The 18,866-nt window shown below is 65.8% G+C and carries 17 protein-coding genes and 1 other RNA gene; 13 read left to right on the top strand and 5 right to left on the bottom strand.

Annotated elements, in window-relative coordinates; translation table 11 throughout:
* The first annotated feature begins 482 nt into the window (after window positions 1-482).
* From Y887_RS10400 to Y887_RS10375, 6 genes are all read left to right on the top strand, one after another.
* Entirely contained in the window at window positions 483-1,889 is a 1,407-nt protein-coding gene (locus Y887_RS10400) for an SH3 domain-containing protein (RefSeq protein WP_046964328.1), read from the top strand.
* Window positions 1,886-2,983 carry a dipeptide epimerase gene (locus Y887_RS10395; RefSeq protein WP_046964260.1) on the top strand — a complete coding sequence of 366 codons (1,098 nt, stop codon included), beginning with the start codon at window positions 1,886-1,888 and terminating at the stop codon, window positions 2,981-2,983. Before Y887_RS10400 ends, Y887_RS10395 begins: the two co-directional genes overlap by 4 nt.
* Window positions 2,984-3,286: 303 nt before the next feature.
* Window positions 3,287-4,063 (top strand): L,D-transpeptidase family protein, encoded by a 777-nt coding sequence (locus Y887_RS10390; RefSeq protein WP_046964259.1) that lies wholly within the window; start codon window positions 3,287-3,289, stop codon window positions 4,061-4,063.
* Window positions 4,060-5,367 carry an APC family permease gene (locus Y887_RS10385; protein WP_046964258.1) on the top strand — a complete coding sequence of 436 codons (1,308 nt, stop codon included), beginning with the start codon at window positions 4,060-4,062 and terminating at the stop codon, window positions 5,365-5,367. The genes Y887_RS10390 and Y887_RS10385 overlap by 4 nt, the downstream gene beginning before the upstream one ends.
* An 86-nt stretch (window positions 5,368-5,453) precedes the next feature.
* Window positions 5,454-5,951, top strand: a complete 498-nt coding sequence (locus Y887_RS10380; RefSeq protein ID WP_046964257.1) for a hypothetical protein — start codon at window positions 5,454-5,456, stop codon at window positions 5,949-5,951.
* A 161-nt stretch (window positions 5,952-6,112) separates the two neighbouring features.
* Window positions 6,113-6,445: a hypothetical protein gene (locus Y887_RS10375; RefSeq protein WP_046964256.1), complete on the top strand. Its 333-nt coding sequence runs from the start codon at window positions 6,113-6,115 to the stop codon at window positions 6,443-6,445.
* Window positions 6,446-6,495: 50 nt separating this feature from the next.
* On the opposite strand, the gene yiaA is transcribed toward Y887_RS10375, so the two are convergent.
* Window positions 6,496-6,930, bottom strand: a complete 435-nt coding sequence (yiaA, locus tag Y887_RS10370; protein WP_046964255.1) for an inner membrane protein YiaA — start codon at window positions 6,928-6,930, stop codon at window positions 6,496-6,498.
* A 182-nt stretch (window positions 6,931-7,112) separates the two neighbouring features.
* Here yiaA and Y887_RS10365 point away from each other — a divergent pair, with 182 nt between their 5' ends.
* Entirely contained in the window at window positions 7,113-8,291 is a 1,179-nt protein-coding gene (locus Y887_RS10365) for a PQQ-dependent sugar dehydrogenase (RefSeq protein WP_046964254.1), read from the top strand.
* Between the two features lie 419 nt (window positions 8,292-8,710).
* On the opposite strand, the gene Y887_RS10360 is transcribed toward Y887_RS10365, so the two are convergent.
* The 3 genes from Y887_RS10360 to tsaD form a co-directional block, all read right to left on the bottom strand.
* Window positions 8,711-10,882: a glycoside hydrolase family 3 N-terminal domain-containing protein gene (locus Y887_RS10360; protein WP_046964253.1), complete on the bottom strand. Its 2,172-nt coding sequence runs from the start codon at window positions 10,880-10,882 to the stop codon at window positions 8,711-8,713.
* A gap of 214 nt (window positions 10,883-11,096) precedes the next feature.
* A complete protein-coding gene (gene folB / locus Y887_RS10355; protein ID WP_046964252.1) occupies window positions 11,097-11,453 on the bottom strand; it encodes a dihydroneopterin aldolase in 357 nt (118 codons plus the stop codon).
* A 73-nt stretch (window positions 11,454-11,526) separates the two neighbouring features.
* On the bottom strand, window positions 11,527-12,591 hold the full coding sequence (gene tsaD / locus Y887_RS10350; RefSeq protein WP_046964251.1) for a tRNA (adenosine(37)-N6)-threonylcarbamoyltransferase complex transferase subunit TsaD: 1,065 nt from the start codon (window positions 12,589-12,591) through the stop codon (window positions 11,527-11,529).
* A 278-nt stretch (window positions 12,592-12,869) separates the two neighbouring features.
* On the opposite strand from tsaD, the gene rpsU reads away from it, so the two are divergent.
* The 3 genes from rpsU (at window position 12,870) to Y887_RS10335 (ending at window position 15,168) form a co-directional block, all read left to right on the top strand.
* Window positions 12,870-13,085: a 30S ribosomal protein S21 gene (gene rpsU, locus Y887_RS10345; protein ID WP_002808376.1), complete on the top strand. Its 216-nt coding sequence runs from the start codon at window positions 12,870-12,872 to the stop codon at window positions 13,083-13,085.
* A 241-nt stretch (window positions 13,086-13,326) separates the two neighbouring features.
* The gene (locus Y887_RS10340; RefSeq protein WP_046964250.1) at window positions 13,327-13,773 is read left to right on the top strand and encodes a GatB/YqeY domain-containing protein; all 447 of its coding nucleotides are present in this window, start codon (window positions 13,327-13,329) and stop codon (window positions 13,771-13,773) included.
* Window positions 13,774-14,205: 432 nt separating this feature from the next.
* On the top strand, window positions 14,206-15,168 hold the full coding sequence (locus Y887_RS10335; RefSeq protein ID WP_046964327.1) for a YihY/virulence factor BrkB family protein: 963 nt from the start codon (window positions 14,206-14,208) through the stop codon (window positions 15,166-15,168).
* Between the two features lie 50 nt (window positions 15,169-15,218).
* Here Y887_RS10335 and Y887_RS19020 read toward each other — a convergent pair.
* A non-coding RNA gene (locus Y887_RS19020) (sX9 sRNA) lies at window positions 15,219-15,294 on the bottom strand.
* Between the two features lie 75 nt (window positions 15,295-15,369).
* On the opposite strand from Y887_RS19020, the gene dnaG reads away from it, so the two are divergent.
* The 3 genes from dnaG to Y887_RS10320 all read left to right on the top strand — a co-directional run bounded on the left by dnaG (window position 15,370) and on the right by Y887_RS10320 (window position 18,726).
* Window positions 15,370-17,118, top strand: coding sequence for a DNA primase (dnaG, locus tag Y887_RS10330; protein WP_046964249.1), 1,749 nt, complete (start codon window positions 15,370-15,372; stop codon window positions 17,116-17,118).
* Entirely contained in the window at window positions 17,118-17,615 is a 498-nt protein-coding gene (locus Y887_RS10325; protein WP_046964248.1) for a fused DSP-PTPase phosphatase/NAD kinase-like protein, read from the top strand. Before dnaG ends, Y887_RS10325 begins: the two co-directional genes overlap by 1 nt.
* 64 nt (window positions 17,616-17,679) lie before the next feature.
* Window positions 17,680-18,726, top strand: a complete 1,047-nt coding sequence (locus Y887_RS10320) for a bile acid:sodium symporter family protein (protein WP_046964247.1) — start codon at window positions 17,680-17,682, stop codon at window positions 18,724-18,726.
* The last annotated feature ends 140 nt before the right edge of the window (window positions 18,727-18,866 follow it).

The raw sequence follows: 18,866 nt of genomic DNA, 5'->3' as shown, positions 1-18,866 counted from the left end.
ATTTCTCTTGAAGGCACTCGGAGCGGCTGACTCCATCTGGCGAATCGACGCCAGCGCGATACAGATGCTGACGGCTGCAGTGTACGAGAGGAAACGCGGACTCCGGGTCATGGCCGTGTCCGCTGACGGTGACTGCGGTGGCTTGCGACCGGTCACAGGTGGTTCGCCACCTGACAGGGGTCCGGCGAGTCCGCCTGGCTGTCGACCATGCGGATCGCAAAGCGACGTGCCAACCTGGGCCCCGACGCGCGGTCCGCAGCAACGCCCAATCGATCGAAGCATCCCCCTGGCGGCAGCAGGTCATCACACCACCACAACTCACCCGACGCTGGGGAGCGATGACCGCTTGCGGCCTGCGCACCGCGAGGCGTCCCGCGTACACTCATCATCATGCGTGCAGCCGCAAGGGGGGGGAAGGTCGGTGCGCCGTTCTTCCATCCATGCTGCATCGCTGCCCACGTGTACTCACCCCCGAGATGTTCATGCCCTTGTCGCGCCGCCTGCTGACGTTGCTGTTGATGGCACTTGCGCTGCCCGGAAGCGCAACGCCCACGCGCACTTCAGCTTCGCCAGTAGCCCCTTTTGCGGTCAGCCAGGCGCAGCTGACAGCGGACTACTGGATCCAGCGCAGCGGCAATGCACAGGTGCCGCATCTGAACGCGACACAGATCGCCGCCTTCAATGCCCGCCTGTTGCGCGACGATGCGTCCATGCACGATCTGTCGCAGCTGCCCGAGGTCATGCCCGGCGACGCGGTACGTGCGCGAATCGAAGCACTGTCGGCGCCGCCGACGCGTGCGCTCTACGGCGCCGATGGAGATGTCATCGACCCAGTGCGCCTGTCGGCGTTGCGCCGCACGCTGGCATTGGATGCCCTCCCCGCAACGGTGGCGCCGCACTTTGCGCTGGTGGTGCAGCGCGCGGCATTGCGCACCTTCCCCACCACCCAGCGCGTGTTCACCAGTCCCGACGATCGCGATATCGACCGCTTCCAGGAATCGGCCCTGTCTCCAGGCACGCCGGTCGCGGTGCTGCACACCAGTGCCGATGGCGCGTGGCGGTTCGTGCTTGCGGCCAATTATGCAGCGTGGATCGCTGCCGACCGGGTCGCTGAAGGCAGTCGCGAGCAGGTGTTGCGGTACGCACAACGCGGTCCACGCATGCTCGTCACCGGCGCCCGCGTGCAGACTGCCTACACCCCGGAGCTACCCGCCGTCTCGGCACTGTGGCTGGACATGGGCACCAACCTGCCCCTGGATACCGACTGGCCATCGCAGCAGCCGGTCAACGGACAACTGCCGCTGGCTGCCCACGTGGTGCAACTGCCACTGCGCGATGCCGATGGTCGCTTGCAGTTGGTGCCGGCCTTGGTCCCGCGCGGTGCGGATGTGCAAGCCGGTCCCTTGCCGGCAACCGATGCCGCGTTGCTGCGGCAGGCCTTCAAGTTCCTCGGCGAACGCTATGGCTGGGGCAACGATTACGATGCGCGCGATTGCAGCGGTTTTGTGCTGGATATCTACCGCAGCCTGGGGATTGCGCTGCCACGCAACACCGGCGATCAGGCGCGCAGCCCGACCCTGCGCAAGGTTGCATTCGATGCACGCGCACCGCAGTCGCAACGTCTGCAGCAGCTGGCGCAGCTGCGCATCGGCGACCTGATCTATATCCCTGGCCACGTGATGCTGGTGATCGGGCATGAGCGTGGCGCGCCCTGGGTGATCCACGATGTGGCCGGCGCCAACTATCGCGCCGCCGATGGCAGCGTGCAGCGTGCGCGCCTGAACGGCGTAACGGTGACGCCGCTGTTGCCGTTGCTGACCACCGATGGCACACCCTTCGTCGATCACATCACCCGCATCCAGCGCATCGCGCCAATTGATTCCCCATGAAGATCACCGGCTTCCGCCTTGGCATGCTACGCGTGCCATTGAAAACTCCGTTCAAGACCGCGGTACGCACCGTACAGGCGATCGAAGACGTGGTGGTGCTGCTGCAAACCGATAGCGGCCATATCGGTTATGGCGCCGCGCCGGCCACCGCGCCGATCACCGGCGATACGCACGGCAGCATCATCGCCGCAATCGGTCACTGCATCGCACCGCAGTTGATCGGCCAGGACGTGGCCGAACTCAATCGACTGTGCGGGCTGGTGCAACATGCGCTGGAACGCAATACCAGCGCCAAGGCCGCAGTGGAGATCGCACTCTACGATCTGTGGGCGCAGACCTTCGGTGCGCCGCTCTATCAGCTGCTTGGGGGTGGCGCCCCGCGCATCACCACCGACATCACCATCAGCGCCGATACCATCGACATCATGGTCGCGCAGGCGCAGTCGGCATTGGGGCGCGGCTATCGATCGCTGAAGATCAAAGTGGGTAAGGACAGCGCGTCGGATGTCGAACGCGTCAAGGCGATCCACGCAGCCGTCGATGGGCGCGCATCGCTGCGCCTGGATGCCAACCAGGGCTGGACACCCAAACAGGCCGTGCGCAGCATGCGCCTGCTGGAAGACGCCGGCATCGTGCTGGAATTACTCGAACAGCCGGTCAAGGCCGCCGACATCGATGGACTCGCCTTCGTCACCGCGCGCATCGACACCCCGGTGATGGCTGACGAAAGCGTGTTCTCGCCATTACAGGTGATCGACATCATCCAGCGCCGCGCGGCCGACATCGTCAACATCAAACTGATGAAGACCGGTGGCCTGTCCAATGCCATCCGCATCGCCGATATCGCGGCGCTGCACGGCGTCCCGTGCATGATCGGTTGCATGATCGAATCCAGCATCAGCGTCGCCGCCGCCGTGCATCTGGCGGTGGCCAAGGCCGACAGCATCACCCTGGCCGACCTGGATGCACCGGTGTTGGGGCAGTTCGACCCCACCGAGGGCGGCGTGCAGTTCGATGAGGCGCAGATCCATATCGATGACTCGCCAGGCCTGGGCATCCGCCGCATCCGCGGGTTGGAACTGCTGCCCGACTGACCTGGCCATCGCAGCCGGCATGTCGGGCGACAGGCCACGGAGCGCTTGAGTAGCGAGGCATGCATACTCTTGCCGCCTGCGTAAGCCCTCCGCACGGCAAGAACGACGTATGCAGCGATGGCGATTCCAGCGCATCGCCCTGGCCCGCATCTGCAGTCGTCATCGCCATGCGCCATACACCCGCATTGCTGGGTACAGTAGGCCTGCCGCACCCGATGCCATCGGGTGCGGCAGGCGTGCCGTCGTCCACACTAAAGACACCGCATTCCTCACCAGCTCGTCCCCCTGCCGTCCGGAGCCCGCATGCGCCTTGCCATCCTGTTGCGATCCACCCTGCTGCTGGCGCTTGCACTGTGCAGCAGCGGCGTCCAGGCAGGCGAACCGATCCAGGCGCTGCAGCAGGCACGCGCGCTGATCGTGGTGACCACGCCGGACTGGAACAGCACCCAGGCACGACTGCAGACCTTTGCGCGTGTGGATGGCAGATGGGTACCGGCCGCACCGGGATTTGCGGTGGCACTTGGCCGTCACGGCAGTGCATGGGGCGAAGGCCTGCACCCGGCACAGTCGCAAGGTCCGCACAAACGCGAAGGCGATGGCCGCAGTCCGGCCGGGGTGTTCGCCATTGGCCCGGCATTTGGGTATTCCGCCAGCATCGACAGCGCCATGCCGTATCAGGCGATGAGCGCCACGCATTACTGCATGGATGTGCCCAGCTCGCCGCTGTACAACCGCATCGTCGATGCGGCGCAGGTCGGTGAAGCGGCGGTCGCCGGCTCCACCGAGCCGATGCGCCTGGACCTGCGCCATCCCGGCGATGCACGGTATCGCGAAGGTTTCGTCATCGCGCATAACCCCAACAACATCGCCGGGCGCGGCAGCTGCATCTTTGCGCATCTGTGGCGCACGCCGGGGCAGTTCACCGCTGGCTGCACGGCGATGGAGCCTGCCGACATGCAGCGTCTGCTGGCCTGGTTGAAACCTGCCGACACGCCGCTGTTCGTCTTGTTGCCGCGTGCCGACTATGCGCGCCTGCAAGCGCAATGGCAGCTGCCCGACCTGCGCGAGGCCGCGCCATGAGCACGCCAACGCCGCCGCCCGATAGCACCGGCCTGATGCGTGTCGTCAGCCGCTGGCAGATCGTCGGCTTGTCGATCAACGATGTGATCGGCAGCGGCATCTATCTACTGCCTGCGGCCACCGCTGCACTGCTGGGGCCGATGAGCCTGTGGGCGGTGATGCTGGCCGGGCTGGCGGTGGCCTTGCTGGTGCTGTGTTACGCGCAGGCAGCAAGTTATTTCGACACGCCCGGCGGCAGTTATCTCTACACGCGCGAGGCGTTTGGCCCGTTTGTCGGGTTTCAGATCGGCTGGATGATCTGGCTCACCCGTATCAGCTCGGCGGCGGCTTTGAGCAACGGGCTGGCCGATGCGGTGGCGCGGTTCTGGCCCACCGCCTCCACCGATGCCTGGGCGCGAACCTTGGTGGTGGTCGGCTCGCTGGGTGTGCTGACAGCGATCAACGTGATCGGCGTGAAGTCGGCCGCACGCACCGGCATCGCCCTGGTGATCGGCAAGCTGGTGCCGTTGCTGCTGTTCGTGGCGATCGGGTTGTTCTACGTGGACTGGTCGTGGGCGTTTGCCGGCACGTCCCCGGACCTGCGCGACCTGGGCAATCTCGGCGAAGCCGCGCTGCTGCTGCTGTTTGCCTACGCGGGTTTCGAAAACATTCCCGCAGCTGCCGGCGAATACCGCAACCCGCGCCGCGACGTGCCATTTGCGCTCATCACCATGATCGTGACGGTGACCTTGATCTATGCCGCAGTGCAGGTCGTCGCGCAAGGCACACTGCCCAATCTCGCGGCCTCGCCGACACCGTTGGCGGATGCGGCCAGCGGCTTCGGCGGCGAAGCGCTGGCGCTGATTCTCACCGTGGGCGCCACCATTTCCATCCTGGGCACGACCAGCAACACGGTGATGCTCGGGCCGCGCTTTCTGTTTGCGCTTGCGCAGGACGGTTACGGGCCGGCGTTTCTGGCGCGCGTGCATCCACGTTTTCATACCCCGGCGGCAGCGGTGCTCACCCAGGGCGTGTTGTCGCTGGCGCTCGCGTTGTCCGGTTCGTTCACCCAGCTGGCGCTGCTGTCGATGGTCACGCGCCTGTTCGCCTACATCGGCACGGCAGCGGCGGTGATCGTGCTGGCGCGCCGCTATCGGCAACGCACCGATACGTTGCGGTTGCCGGGAGGCCCGCTCATTCCCATCGCGGCATTGCTGCTGTCGCTGGGCTTGCTGGCCAGTGCCAGCTGGCAGAATCTGGCGGCGGCAGGCGTGGCATTGCTGGTGGGCTGGGCGTTCTACCTGTTTCCGCGCAAGCCGGTCTAGCGGCTTCGCAACGCGCTCGCGCCGCGCTCACGCACGTCTAACCGGGCACGCCCAACGCTGCGCGCTCACCTGCATGGGAGCTTGCGATGAAACTGCGCCGCGTCTACAGCACACCCGATCTTGAAAGCGCGCAGCGCGTGCTGCAGTCCGCGCGCAGTGCCGGCATCGACAATGAGGCGTTGTCGCTGATCGCACGCTCGGATATCGAACTGCACGATGTGCCGGACGAGCGCAAGGATGCCAAGACCGATTTCGTGCCCGCCGCAGCGCGCGGTGCAGCCACCGGTGGCGCGGCCGGGTTGGTGGCAGGCCTGGTGGCAGTGGCGGTGCCGCCGATCGGCCTGACCCTGGCTGGCGTGGGCGTCATGGCACTGGCCGGCGCCCTGGTGGGCAGCTGGTCGTCGGCCCTGGTTGGTGCCACCGTGCCCGACCCGGTGCGTCGTCAGTTCGAAGACGAAATCGAGGCCGGCCGCGTCCTGGTCGTCATCGATGCCGACGAACAGGCACTGCAGGCGGCGGAGTCGTCAGTCGTCGCCGCTGGCGCCAAACCGCTGCCATACCAGTCAGCCTCGGCAGCGGTATGAAATGCATGGCCTGCGGTGAGCGCAGCACGCCTGTTCCCGGGCGCCGAGCGATGTACACCTGCACGTGCGGCGGGTCTTGACCCAACCATCACCTGGCGTGCCGCGCTGTTAACACCGCGCTGCTTAGGTTGGTCCGCACATTCGCAACGACGGAGACGAGCATGAACGTGCCGTACCAGATTCCAGGCCGCGCACCGGACGAAGACCGCAGCCAGAACGTATCCAATTACTGGCGTGAGCGTTTCACCGAAGAGCCGTACTACACCGAAGGCGAACGTTACGAGGATTACGAAGGCGCCTATCTCGTAGGGCACGAAGCGCGCATTCGCGAAAACGCGCGCGCCTACGATCAGGTCGAGGCCGAACTGCATCGCGACTGGGAAGCCAAGCGCGGCACCGATGGCCTGAGCTGGAGCAAGGCGCGCCACGCCGTCAAGCGTGCGTGGGAAAACGCCACCGATTTTGTCGCTGGCGACAGCAAATCCAAGCCGTAACCAACAACGCCACCGTCACGGTGACGTTGTTGTCTCGGTGCCGCTGCCGGTCAGTCCAGTGGTGGCGGCACGACGCGGGAGGTGTACGCGGTCGCATCCGCTTCCATCGCATCGCGCGTGTTCTTCTGCACGGCCACTGCGCCAAACAGACTCAATGCATACGCCATTGCATAAAAGCCTTTTTCGCTCAGTAGCAAGGTGGCGTTGAACAAGCCGATTGCCAGCAGCACCAGCGCGATGATCAGCGAAAACCAGCAGATGGCGTAGTAAAGACCTGTCACCGGAATCCCATCGGCGCGGTCACGCACGCTCTTCTGCAACGACACCGATGCGAACAGGCCAAACAACAGCAGCGTGAAGTAGTAGCCCTTCTCGTTGAGCAACATCTGCGCGTTCCATAGACCGATCAGATATGCAGCGCCGCCGGCCAACAAGGCGGCCCACGACGCAGCGATGAAGGCAGGCGAGGTTTTTTGCGTGGCCATGGAAACTCCTTTTCATGGTGAAACTGCATGATGAAACAACGATGTGAGACGCGGCCGGCCTGCGGAGAGTGACCTGCGACAAGGGCGGCCCCGGTAGCGTCGTGTAAGGTACTTGAAAACCCGACGCGGAACACGTTGCGGGAGGGCTGCAGCGTGGCCGTGCCTATCCCCTGGAGGACCTCATGTCTATCCGTCGTCTGCTCGCGTTGGCCTGTTCGGCCACCTTGTTCACCACCGGTGCCGCCCTGGCCGCACCTGCCGCCGCTCCCGCGGCCTCCATTCCCAAGGCGCAATGGCCCTTTCAGGCCGCCACCGTCGCCGACTTCGACGAGCCCTGGGCAATGACCTTCCTGCCCGATGGCACGCTGCTGGTCAGCGAGAAGCGCGGCGCCTTGATGCGTCTGGACCCCAAGACCCAGCGCAAGAGCGCGGTGACCGGCGTGCCGGCGGTCGCTTACGGCGGCCAGGGTGGATTTGGCGATGTGCTGGCCCATCCACGTTTCGCCAAGAACGGCCTGGTCTATGTGAGCTATGCCGAACCCGGCCAGGGTGACACCCGCGGTGCGGCGGTCGCGCGCGCCAAGCTCACGCTGGATGCCACCGGTGGCGGCACCTTGTCCGACCTCAAGGTGATCTGGCGTCAGAACCCCAAGGTCTCCGGCAACGGCCACTTCGGCCATCGCCTCGCGTTCGGCCCGGATGGCAAGCTGTGGATCACCTCCAGCGAGCGCCAGAAGTTCGATCCGGCGCAGGACATGAAAGCCAATCTCGGCAAGTTGATCCGTCTCAACGACGACGGCAGCGTGCCGGCCGACAACCCGTTCGCCGCGCAGGGTGGCGTCGCCGCGCAGGTGTGGTCGCTGGGCCATCGCAACATTCTGGGCATCGCGTTCGACGGCAAGGGCCGGTTGTGGGAGCACGAAATGGGCCCGGCGGGCGGCGATGAGCTCAACCTGATCCAACGCGGGGCCAACTATGGTTACCCGATCGTTTCCAACGGCGACCACTACGACGGCAGGCCGATTCCCGACCACAACACGCGCCCGGAATTTGCCGCACCCAAGATCAGCTGGACCCCGGTGATTTCGCCGGCAGGTTTTGTGATCTACAACGGCGCGCAATTCCCGGCATGGCGCGGTCAGGGCTTTATCGGCGGCCTGTCGTCGATGGCGCTTGTGCAGGTCTCGCTGGGTGATCAGCCACGCGAAGTGGCCCGTTACGACATGGGCGCACGCATTCGCGAAGTGGAGCAAGGCCCCGATGGCGCGTTGTGGCTGCTGGAGGACGAGGCCAGCGGCAGCACCGGCCGTCTGCTCAAGCTCACTCCCAAGAGCAAGGCTGCAGTCGAAAACGACGCATAGGCGGCGTGATCTAGCCATTGTCGGCACTGCCTGCGCATGCAGATGCGCAGGCAGTGCACAGCGGTCTACCGGTATGCGCTCTGTCGTGCATCCATCGATGCGTTACGGACGGCAATTTCCTCTCGCCGACGCGGCTCAGCGGCCACGCACGCGATCTGCTGCGGGCCGTTGAAGCCTGTCTGCTGTCGCGCGCAACCGCGCTTGCACCAACGATGCCATCAACGCATGCATGTACCGATGACGACAGGTACCTGCGGTGCGGCGACGGCGAGACTACGCTCACCCTGCCCCGTCACACGCTCACTGCCCCTGCCAGCGCACGCGACAGCCAGCGGCATCTTGATCACGTCTTGCACCTGATCGCATTGCAGCCGACGGCCTATCGCCGCGGCGGCGCTCCACCGCCCTGGTCAGCGCACTCAGGCGCCAAGCAACTCGAAGGTTGCCGCTTCGCCACTCTTGGCCGATGCGCACACCCAGAGATCGAACAGACCGGGCTCGGCACCGAACACGCCCTTCGGATTGGTAAACGCCAGCGCCTCGCGCGTCAGCGCGAACACCACATCCATGTGCTGGCCGGGCTGCAGCAAGACCTTGCGGAACCCCTTGAGCTCGCGCACCGGGCGCACCCGGCTTGCCACGCGATCGTGCAGATACAACTGCACCACTTCTTCGCCGGCAACGGTTCCGGTATTGGTCACGCGCGTGGTGATGGTCAGCGTGTCGTCCCAGCCAAGTTGCGCGGCGCTCAACTGCGGCTGCGCATACGCAAACGTGGTGTAGCTCAGACCGTGCCCGAACGGATACAGCGGCTCGTTGGGCATTTCGCGCCAACGCGCCTTGTATTCGGACAGCGTCGGCAGCTCGGGACGGCCGGTGCGCAGATGATTGTAAAAATACGGCTGCTGGCCGGTGACCTGCGGAAAGCTGATCGGCAGGCGCGCGGACGGGTTGTAATCGCCGAACAGCACATCGGCCACACCGGTGCCGGTCTGGGTGCCCAGATACCAGGTCACCGCAATCGCGTCGGCATCGCGCACTGCACCACTCAAGGCCAGCGCGCGGCCATTCCGCAGCAACACCACCATCGGCGTGCGGGTCGCTGCAACCGCTTCGGCCAGCGCCTGCTGCGCCGGCGGCAAGGTAATCTCGGTACGCGACTGCGCCTCGCCACTGAAACGCTGCGGCTCGCCGAGCGCCAGCACCACCACGTCGGCAGCCTGCGCGGCATCGATGGCCGCGGAAATGCCGCCCGGCAGCGCCTCCTCAAGGCCACAGCCCTGCACAACGCTCACATAGTCGGAGCCGACCACGGCACGCACGCCCTGCTCCAGGGTCACGTAACGTGCCTTGTCGCCGAACAACGTCCAGCACCCTTCGATGTTCTCGCGGTCCTGCACGAACGGGCCGATCAACGCGATCCGCTGACCGCTCTTGCTCAGCGGCAGCACCGCGCCGTCGTTCTTCAGCAACACGATCGAACGCCGCGCCGCATCGCGCGACAACGCATCGTGTGCAGGCAGGTGGGCGTTATCGGCTTCGCGCGCCGGGTCCAGCGAGCGATACGGGTTGTCGAACAGGCCGATCGCCTCCTTCAGCTGCAGGATGCGGCGCACGCTGGCATCCAGCGTGGCCATCGGCACCTCGCCGCTTTCCACCAGCGAGGGCAGATGCGCGGCATAGAAGCCGCTCTGCATGCTCAGGTCCAAGCCAGCCAGGAAGGCTTTCTTGGTCGCGTCGCGCTCATCGGCCGCGTAGCCGTGCGCGATCAATTCCATATCGGCGGTGTAGTCGGAAATCACCACCCCCGGGAACTGCCATTGCCCGCGCAGGATCTCGGTCAGCAGTTCGTGGTTGGCGCTGGCCGGCACGCCGTTGATGTCGTTGAACGAGGACATCACCGTCAATGCACCGGCATCGAAGGCGGCCTTGAACGGCGGCAGATGCACATCGCGCAGCGTCTGCGGCGCGATGTCCACGGTGTTGTATTCCATGCCCGCCGCCACTGCGCCGTAGGCGGCGAAGTGCTTCGGGGTGGCCAGCAACGCGTCGTCGGCTTTCAGATCGCTGCCCTGGAAGCCACGCACGCGCGCGGCGGCGAACGCCATGCCCAGCACCACGTCTTCGCCGGCGCCCTCGGCGCCACGGCCCCAGCGCTGGTCGCGGGCGATATCCACCGCCGGTGCGTAGGTCCAGTGCAGGCCGGCGGCGGTGGCTTCGATCGCGGTGGCGCGCGCGGTGCGCTCGGCCAGTTCCGGCTCGAAGCTGGCCGCTTCGCCCAGCGGGATCGGGAACACCGTGCGCATGCCATGGATCACGTCGGCCGCCAGGATCACCGGGATGCCCAGGCGGCTCTCTTCCACCGCCACTTTCTGGATCTGCACGCCCAACGCGGCGCCCACGCCGTTGAACAGCGAGCCGACCCGGCCTTCGCGCACCTGCTGCAGCACCTCATCGGCATTGCGCACGTTGGCTTCGGGATTCACGTCCGGCGCGAACGGCCGCACCATGTCGGCGAACACACCCAACTGGCCGACCTTCTCTTCGACGGTCATCCGGGCAATCAGGGTTTCGATGCGATCAGCAGCCATGAGATCCTTGAGAAAACGTTTACATGGCCGTCAATTCTAGCCTGCGGCGGCCGCCGGGGTGCAAGTCTTTGACGCCGGGATTCGAGATTCGGGATTTGTAGGGGCCGGTTCACGGCATGTTGCGGGCCAGCGTGGCGGCGGTTCCCGGCGACCCTCGATACTCCCGGTTCCCTGCATGCAGCGAGAAGCCGGAAAGGCGAGTGGTTGGCGACACTCAGGCCGCCCGCTCCCGTTCGATGATGACGCCGACTGCCTGTGCACCGCGCACCGCACCGGGCTTGCTGAGCTTCAGCCGCAGCCAGCGCACGCCGAACTCATCCAGCACGATCGCCGCGCAGCGCTCGGCCAGCGTTTCGACCAACCCGAAGTCGGAGGCCTGCACGAACTCGATCAGCCGCTTGCTCACCGCCTTGTAGTTCAAGGTCTGGGCAATGTCGTCGCTGGCCGCCGGAATGCGGTTGTCGAACCCCATCTCCAGGTCGAACCGCAAGGTCTGCCGGATCCGCCGCTCCCAGTCGTAGATGCCGATCAGCGCATCGATTTCCAGGCCTTCGATAAAAACTTTGTCCATTGGGAGCCGTGATTGGGGATTCGGGATTGGGGATTGGCAAGAGCGCGACAGACAGCGGTAGAGAGACTAGCTTCTACGAATCTCCAATCCCGACTCCCGAATCCCGCGCCGCCGCCAGCGGCGGCAAGCCCGCCATATCCCAGCGCGGCGTCACATGCACCTCGGCGCCGGCGCGCTGCCCGGCTTCCAGCCGTAGCGCACCGGCGAAGGCGATCATCGCGCCGTTATCGGTGCACAGGGCGGGCCGCGGGAAGCACACCCGGCCGCCCCGACGCTGCGCGGCCTCGTGCAGCTGCGCGCGCAAGCGCTTGTTGGCGCCCACCCCGCCGGCCACGACCAGCGTGTTGCAGCCGGCCGCGTCCAGCGCGCGCAGGCATTTGATCGCCAGGGTCTCCACCACCGCATCCTCGAAGCCGCGCGCAATGTCCGCCCGCGTGGTGTCGGACTGGTCGCTGGCGCGCCACGCCAGCAGCACCTGGGTCTTGAGTCCGCTGAAACTGAAATCCAGACCCGGCCGATCGGTCATTGGACGCGCGAACCTGTAGCGCCCCGGCGTGCCGGTTTCGGCCAGCGCCGCCAGCTGCGGGCCCCCCGGATACGGCAGGCCCATCATCTTGGCGGTCTTGTCGAAGGCCTCGCCGGCCGCATCGTCCAGCGTCTCGCCGAGCAGTTCGTACTGGCCCAGAGCCTTCACCGACACCAACTGGGTGTGGCCGCCGGAAACCAGCAGCGCCACGAACGGCGGCTGCGGCGGGTCGTCTTCCATCAACGGTGCCAATAGATGGCCTTCCATGTGGTGCACCCCGATCGCCGGCACATCCAGCGCCCAGGCCAGCGAACGCGCCACACCGGCCCCGACAAGGAGTGCGCCGACCAGGCCCGGGCCGGCGGTATAGGCCACTCCATCGAGTTCGTCGATACGCAACCCGGCCTCACCCAGGGTCTGGCGGATCAGTGGCAACAGCTTGCGCACGTGGTCGCGGCTGGCCAGTTCCGGCACCACCCCGCCGTACTCGGCATGCAACGCGATCTGGCTGTAGACCGCATGGGCACGCAGCGCCGGCACCCCGGACAAGGCGGTGTCGTAGACCGCTACGCCAGTCTCATCGCACGATGATTCGATCCCAAGGACTTTCACGGCAGCTCGGCAGAGAGAACAGGCGCCTATTTTCGCAGTTTTTGTACTGCGCAGATGCGCCGGCGGCGATATGCTGCGCACCCGCATCCGCAGCGCCGGATCGGGCGCAAACGCACGCTCTGACGGGCTTGTCGAGGTAAATATCGGCAGGGGCTTGCAGGTCGTTGGCAAGTCGTTATAATGCGCGGCTCGCCGGGGCAACCCGGAAATTCCGTCACGCGAGTCCGCTCGCACCCGCCCGGGGCTCCCGGACGGAAATCCCATTATCTGGAGAACCCATGCCCAGCGTTAAAGTCCGCGAGAACGAGCCCTTCGAATTTGCGCTCCGCCGTTTCAAGCGCACCTGCGAAAAGGCCGGCGTGCTGGCCGAAACCCGCAAGCGCGAGTTCTATGAAAAGCCGACCCAGGAGCGTAAGCGCAAGGCTGCCGCTGCTGTGAAGCGTCAGTTGCGTCGTTCCTCGCGCGACGTCACCAAGCGCCAGCGCTTGTACTGATCGAACGCGGTTCTTGCCGGTGGGTCTGCGCTGTAGGCGCGGCCCATCGAAGAGAGCCCAAGAGCCGGCACGCGCAAGCGTCGCCGGCTTTTTGTATTGGTCCGTCGACCGGATCGAACTACCTCATGGGCGATGCGACGCCGCCGGCTCCCGCCGCGCAGCGCCATCCCGCCCATTCAGCCGATGCACGTTGCCACCGCAGCGCGCCGGCCTCCCTCACTACGTAACCAGGAGTTACCGCATGCCCCTCAAGCAGCAGCTCACCGATGACATGAAGGCCGCCATGAAGTCCGGCGACAAGCACAGCCTGGGCGTGATCCGGCTGATCAACGCCGCGATCAAGCAGAAGGAAGTGGACGAGCGCATCGAGATGGACGATGCTGCGGTGATCGCCGTGCTCGACAAGATGGTCAAGCAGCGCAAGGACTCGGTCACCCAGTACGAGGCCGCCGCACGCGAGGACCTGGCGCAGATCGAGCGCGAGGAGATCGTGGTGATCGAGCGCTACCTGCCGGCCAAGATGGGCGAAGCCGACATCGTCGCCGCCATCCAGGCTGCCATCGCGCAGACCGGCGCCAGCAGCCCGGCCGACATCGGCAAGCTGATGGGCGCGCTCAAGCCCAAGCTGGCCGGTCAAGCCGACATGGGCCTGGTCTCGACCTTGGTCAAGCAGCACCTGGCAGGCTGATTGGTCCGCCCTGCCCTGCGCCAAACGCCAGGGCACTGCGGGCAGCGGGGGGTGCATGACTGCAGTGCGTCGGTGAGTCGTCATCGGCGCCGCCTTCGTTGTAGATGCTGGGCGGTTTGTGTTGCCGCAGTGCGTGCTCACGCCATAGCGCAACACCGCCGTACGCAGGACCTTCAAACACGCTTGCACGCCGAAGACGCGACGCCTTATCCGAAGGCGCCAGACAGCAGCCGCATCGTGCACTGCCCAAGCGCAGTGTCCGCCGATTGACATAGGCACAGCCCGCCGCACGCGCGCGCTTTCACCCCTCCTTCGATTTGGCCCTGCTAGAACGGGTACGCCAGCGCAGGCGTGGGCAAGGTCTTACCGCATACCAACCTTGCTGCGACCCACCTGCGCGCACAACGGTATGCGCCAAGGATGTTCCCGACGGTGACGACGCTTTCAACCGCCTATCTGCATAAGCACGTGAGCCGTCTGCAGCGCAGCGTGCCGATGGCGCTGCTGAACCGCTTTATCGAAATCGACGTCATGACGCAGGCTGCGTCGTTGTCGTTTTACGCCCTCTTGTCGCTGGCACCGTTGCTGGTGCTGCTGTTGTGGCTGACGGCTTCGCTGTATCCGCCCGCGCAGGACGCGTTGGTGCAGCAGGTTGCACAACTGGCGGGGGGCAGCGCTGCCGAAGTCGCCCAGACCATCATTCGCAACGCCACCGCCCAGCCCGGCGTTGGCTCGCTGGCAGGCTTGTGGAGCACGCTGCTGCTGTTCATCGGTGCCACGGCGGTGTTTGCGCAGCTGCAGAACGCCTTGAACCTGATTTTTCGTACCGACAAGCAGCGCCTCGACGGCCTGATGGCGTGGCTGAAGAAGCGCGTGTTCTCGTTCGGCGTGATCCTGGCACTGGGCTTTTTGCTGATCGTGTCGATGATCGCCACCACTGCGTTGCAGGTGGTGTTTGCGCGCCTGCCGTCGGTGCTGCCGGCCGTGGGCTATGTCACCACGCTGGCCCTGTATTCGTTGGCGTTTGCCTTCCTGTATCGCTATCTGCCCGACCGCACCGTGGATTGGCGCCAGGCGTTTCTGGGGGGCGTCATCACCGCGCTGCTGTTTGCGCTGGGCCGCTATGCCATTGGCGTGTACATCGCCACCGCGGCGCCCGGCAGCGCATACGGTTCGATGGGCACATTGGTCATTCTGCTGGTCTGGATGTACTACGCTTCGGTGGTGTTCTTCGTCGGTGCATTGATCACCGCGGTGATCGACGAACGGGTGCGCTCGCACCGCAAGTTGCGCGAGGCCGGCGTGGATCCGGAGCATCCGCCGGTGCTCGCGCCGGCAGCCGATGCGCCGGTCGCGTCGGCAGCCCCGCAGCCGACATCGCCGCCACACAGCTGAGCGTGAGCTGATGCGGGCAGCGGCAACGCAGGCGCGCGCCCTCTAAGAGTGGCTAACAAAACGTAGCGAGCAGTCGTCAGGCGGGTGTGGACGGCGCGCAGGAACCGCAGTGTACGAGTGGTACATGCCGATTCCGAGCACCNNGTTTTGTTAGCCGCTCTAAAGCAAGGCGGCCGCCGGCCGCTGCGATATCCTAGCGGGATGGCCCGCATCCCCGACGCATTCATCGACGAACTGCTCGCACGCACCGACATCGTCGAGGTGGTGGGCGGCCGCGTGCCGCTCAAGCGCCAGGGCAAGGAATATTCGGCACGTTGCCCGTTCCACGACGAGCGCTCGGCCTCGTTCACCGTATCGCCAACCAAGCAGTTCTATCACTGCTTCGGCTGCGGCGCGCATGGCACGGCGATCAGCTTTTTGATGAATTACGACCGCCTCGAGTTTCTCGATGCGGTCGACGAGCTGGCCAAGCGCGCCGGCATGGAGATCCCGCGCGACACCCAGCAGCGTACGCCGCAGCAGCAGGACGACAGCCGCGAGCTGTATTCGGCACTGGAAGCGGCCACCAAGTTCTTCCAGCGTCAGCTCGAAGGCAGCGCGCGCGCGGTCGAGTATCTGGATGGGCGCGGTGTGGATGCGGAGAACCGTGCGCGTTTCCAGATCGGCTATGCGCCCGATGGCTACAGCGCATTGAAGGACACCCTGGGCACCGATGCGCGTCGCATGAGCGTGCTCGAACGCGCCGGGCTGTTTTCCAAGAACGATCGCGGCCACGTCTACGACAAGTTCCGCGACCGGGTGATGTTTCCGATCTTCGACCGCCGTGGCCGGGTGATCGCCTTCGGCGGTCGCATCATGGGTGTGCCGGCCGATGGCCGCGACCCGGGGCCGAAGTACCTCAATTCGCCGGAAACCGCGCTGTTCCACAAGGGCCGCGAGTTGTACGGCCTGTGGCAGGTGCGCCAGGCCAACCAGAAGATCGAGCGGCTGATCGTGGTCGAGGGCTACATGGACGTGGTCTCGCTGTTCCAGTTCGGCGTGACCCAGGCGGTGGCCACGCTGGGCACCGCCACCACGCCCGAGCATGCCGAACTCTTGTTCCGCAATGCGCCGGATGTGTACTTCTGCTTCGATGGCGACAACGCCGGGCGCAAGGCCGGTTGGCGCGCGCTCGAATCGGTGCTGCCGCGCATGAAGGACGGCCGCCAGGCGTTCTTCCTGTTCCTGCCCGACGGCGAGGATCCGGACACCATCGTGCGCAAGGAAGGCGCGCAGGCCTTCGATCAGCGCCTGAAGCAGGCCACGCCGCTGTCGCAGTTCTTTTTCGACGAGATGTCGCGCGAGATCAACCTGCACACGCTGGACGGCAAGGCGCGGCTGGCCGAACGCGCAAAGCCGATGCTGGCGCAGATTCCCGAAGGCGCGTTCGGCGATCTGATGAAGCAGGAACTGGCGCGCATGACCGGGGTGGGCGCGAGCACATCCGCGCCACAGTCCTCGCCAAAGGCACGGCCGCCCGCGCGCATGGGGGCGCCCACCCAGAAACGCAGCCTGGTGCGCGCATCGATCGCCATCCTGTTGCAACAACCCTCGCTGGCGATGAGCCTGGAAGGCGACCACGATTTTTCCGGTCTGCGCCTACCCGGCATCGAGTTGTTGATGGAGCTGCTCGCGCTGGTACGGCAACGGCCGGAAATCAGCACCGGCGCGCTGCTGGAGCACTTCGCCGAGCGCGAGGAACTGGTCGCGCTGCAGAAACTGGCCGCACAGGAGCTTCCCGGCGACGAACATAGCTGGGCGATCGAGTTGCACGACGTCGTCGCCCAGCTCGACAAGCAATTGCTGCGTCAGCGCGTGGAAGAACTGCAGGCCAAACAGCGCGCGCAGGGCCTGGACAACACCGACAAATACGAAATGCGCGAGCTGCTCAAGGCGCTCGCCGCGTTGTGATGCACCACCGCCTGCGCCATGCGGCCTGGTGCGTCGCGCTGCTCGGCGGCGCCGCGCTGGCGCAGGCAAGGCCCACAGACACGGTCCGCGATCTGGTCAGTTCCGGCCAGCCCACGCAGGCGCGCCTGCGAGAAGCCGCGGCCCAGGGCGTTACCACCGTGATCGATCTGCGTGCCCCGGAGGAGCCACGCGGCTACGACGAGATCGCAGCCACCGACGCACTGGGCCTGCGCTATGTCCGCCTGCCGATCCGCAATGCCGATGCACTCACCCCGGAGGCCGTACGCACGTTGCAGCGGGTGCTCGATCAACAGCAGCACGGCGCGGTGTTACTGCACTGCGCCACCGGCAATCGTGCGGGCGCACTGCTGGCCCTGCTCGCCGCACGCGAGGGAGCCAGCAGCGAACAGGCCTTGCAGGTCGGACGCGATGCCGGCATGCAGCCGTCGCTGGAAGCGGCGGTGCGCAAGCAACTCGGCGTCCAACCGCAGCGCTGAGAAGCTGCGCAAGCCCGGCAGCCACGACGACACAGGCTTAGGCAGCGCCCGCACGCGTCGTAGAATGGTCCGCTCCAGGCGCACAATCGCGCGATACCGTCGGATCTCGATGAAGAAGCTGCTGGCGCGGTTGCGCATTGACCCCTTCACCCTCGCGCTGCTGTGCACGGTCACGCTCGCCTCGTTGTTGCCGGTTTCCGGCGCTGCCGCCGCGATCATGGACGATGTCACCGATGTGGCGATCGCCGCGCTGTTCTTCCTGCACGGCGCACGGCTGTCGCGCGAAGCGGTCAAGGCCGGCGCGCTGCATTGGCGCCTGCATCTGGTGATCCTGGCCTGCACGTTCGTGCTGTTTCCGCTGCTCGGCCTGTTGTTCAAGCCACTGGCGCATATCGCACTGACGCCGGAGCTCTATATCGGCGTGCTGTTCCTGTGTGCGTTGCCGTCCACGGTGCAGTCGTCGATCGCCTTTACCTCGATGGCGCGCGGCAACGTGCCGGCCGCGGTGTGCGCGGCCTCGCTTTCCAGCCTGCTGGGCGTGTTTTTCACTCCGTTGCTGATGGGCGCCATGGTCGGCAGCCAGGGCGCGATGGCACACCCGGCCGAGGCCATCGGCAAGATCCTGCTGCAGCTGCTGGTGCCATTTCTGGCGGGGCATTTCATGCGCCCGTGGATCGGCGGTTGGGTCGAGCGCCATCGCGCGGTGCTGCGCTATACCGACCAGGGCACCATCCTGCTGGTGGTCTACACCGCCTTCAGCGCGTCGGTGAACGAAGGGCTGTGGCAGAAGACGCCACTGCCGGCATTGCTCGCAGTGCTGGGCGCGGCGGCGCTGTTGCTGGCAGTGGCCATGCTGTCGATCACCTTCATTGCGCGCCGGCTGGGCTTCAACCGCGCCGACGAGATCGCCATCGTGTTTTGCGGCTCGAAGAAGAGCCTGGCCACCGGCGTACCGATGGCCAAGGTGATGTTTGCCGGTGGCGGTCTGGGCGCGATCGTGTTGCCGATCATGCTGTATCACCAGTTGCAGCTGATCGTGTGCGCGTTTGTGGCCGCGCGTTATGCACGCAATGCACCAGACGAGCCGCAAGGCGCGCCCGGGGCGCATTGACGGTGCACCATCAGCGCCCAGCCGCTGCGCATCGCGTGACAGCAGTTCGCATCGCCGGAAGGTCCGGGTTGTAAGCAGATATACAACGGTTATCACGCACGTCCGCATGCGCGCGCCAGCGCTCGCTAGAGTGCTCGATC

The organism is Xanthomonas pisi DSM 18956 (assembly GCF_001010415.1).
In the GTDB taxonomy this organism is placed as follows: Bacteria; Pseudomonadota; Gammaproteobacteria; order Xanthomonadales; family Xanthomonadaceae; genus Xanthomonas; species Xanthomonas pisi.
The sequence above is the reverse complement of the archived record's forward strand: the minus strand, read 5'-3'. Positions and strand labels throughout refer to the sequence as shown.

Excerpts from the sequence above, each read along its gene's own strand:
- Y887_RS10400 (WP_046964328.1), top strand. The coding sequence starts at position 483 with ATGCCCTTGTCGCGCCGCCTGCTGACGTTGCTGTTGATGGCACTTGCG.
- Y887_RS10395 (WP_046964260.1), top strand. The coding sequence starts at position 1,886 with ATGAAGATCACCGGCTTCCGCCTTGGCATGCTACGCGTGCCATTGAAA.
- Y887_RS10390 (WP_046964259.1), top strand. The coding sequence starts at position 3,287 with ATGCGCCTTGCCATCCTGTTGCGATCCACCCTGCTGCTGGCGCTTGCA.
- Y887_RS10385 (WP_046964258.1), top strand. The coding sequence starts at position 4,060 with ATGAGCACGCCAACGCCGCCGCCCGATAGCACCGGCCTGATGCGTGTC.
- Y887_RS10380 (WP_046964257.1), top strand. The coding sequence starts at position 5,454 with ATGAAACTGCGCCGCGTCTACAGCACACCCGATCTTGAAAGCGCGCAG.
- Y887_RS10375 (WP_046964256.1), top strand. The coding sequence starts at position 6,113 with ATGAACGTGCCGTACCAGATTCCAGGCCGCGCACCGGACGAAGACCGC.
- yiaA (WP_046964255.1), bottom strand. The coding sequence starts at position 6,930 with ATGGCCACGCAAAAAACCTCGCCTGCCTTCATCGCTGCGTCGTGGGCC.
- Y887_RS10365 (WP_046964254.1), top strand. The coding sequence starts at position 7,113 with ATGTCTATCCGTCGTCTGCTCGCGTTGGCCTGTTCGGCCACCTTGTTC.
- Y887_RS10360 (WP_046964253.1), bottom strand. The coding sequence starts at position 10,882 with ATGGCTGCTGATCGCATCGAAACCCTGATTGCCCGGATGACCGTCGAA.
- folB (WP_046964252.1), bottom strand. The coding sequence starts at position 11,453 with ATGGACAAAGTTTTTATCGAAGGCCTGGAAATCGATGCGCTGATCGGC.
- rpsU (WP_002808376.1), top strand. The coding sequence starts at position 12,870 with ATGCCCAGCGTTAAAGTCCGCGAGAACGAGCCCTTCGAATTTGCGCTC.
- Y887_RS10340 (WP_046964250.1), top strand. The coding sequence starts at position 13,327 with ATGCCCCTCAAGCAGCAGCTCACCGATGACATGAAGGCCGCCATGAAG.
- dnaG (WP_046964249.1), top strand. The coding sequence starts at position 15,370 with ATGGCCCGCATCCCCGACGCATTCATCGACGAACTGCTCGCACGCACC.
- Y887_RS10325 (WP_046964248.1), top strand. The coding sequence starts at position 17,118 with ATGCACCACCGCCTGCGCCATGCGGCCTGGTGCGTCGCGCTGCTCGGC.
- Y887_RS10320 (WP_046964247.1), top strand. The coding sequence starts at position 17,680 with ATGGTCCGCTCCAGGCGCACAATCGCGCGATACCGTCGGATCTCGATG.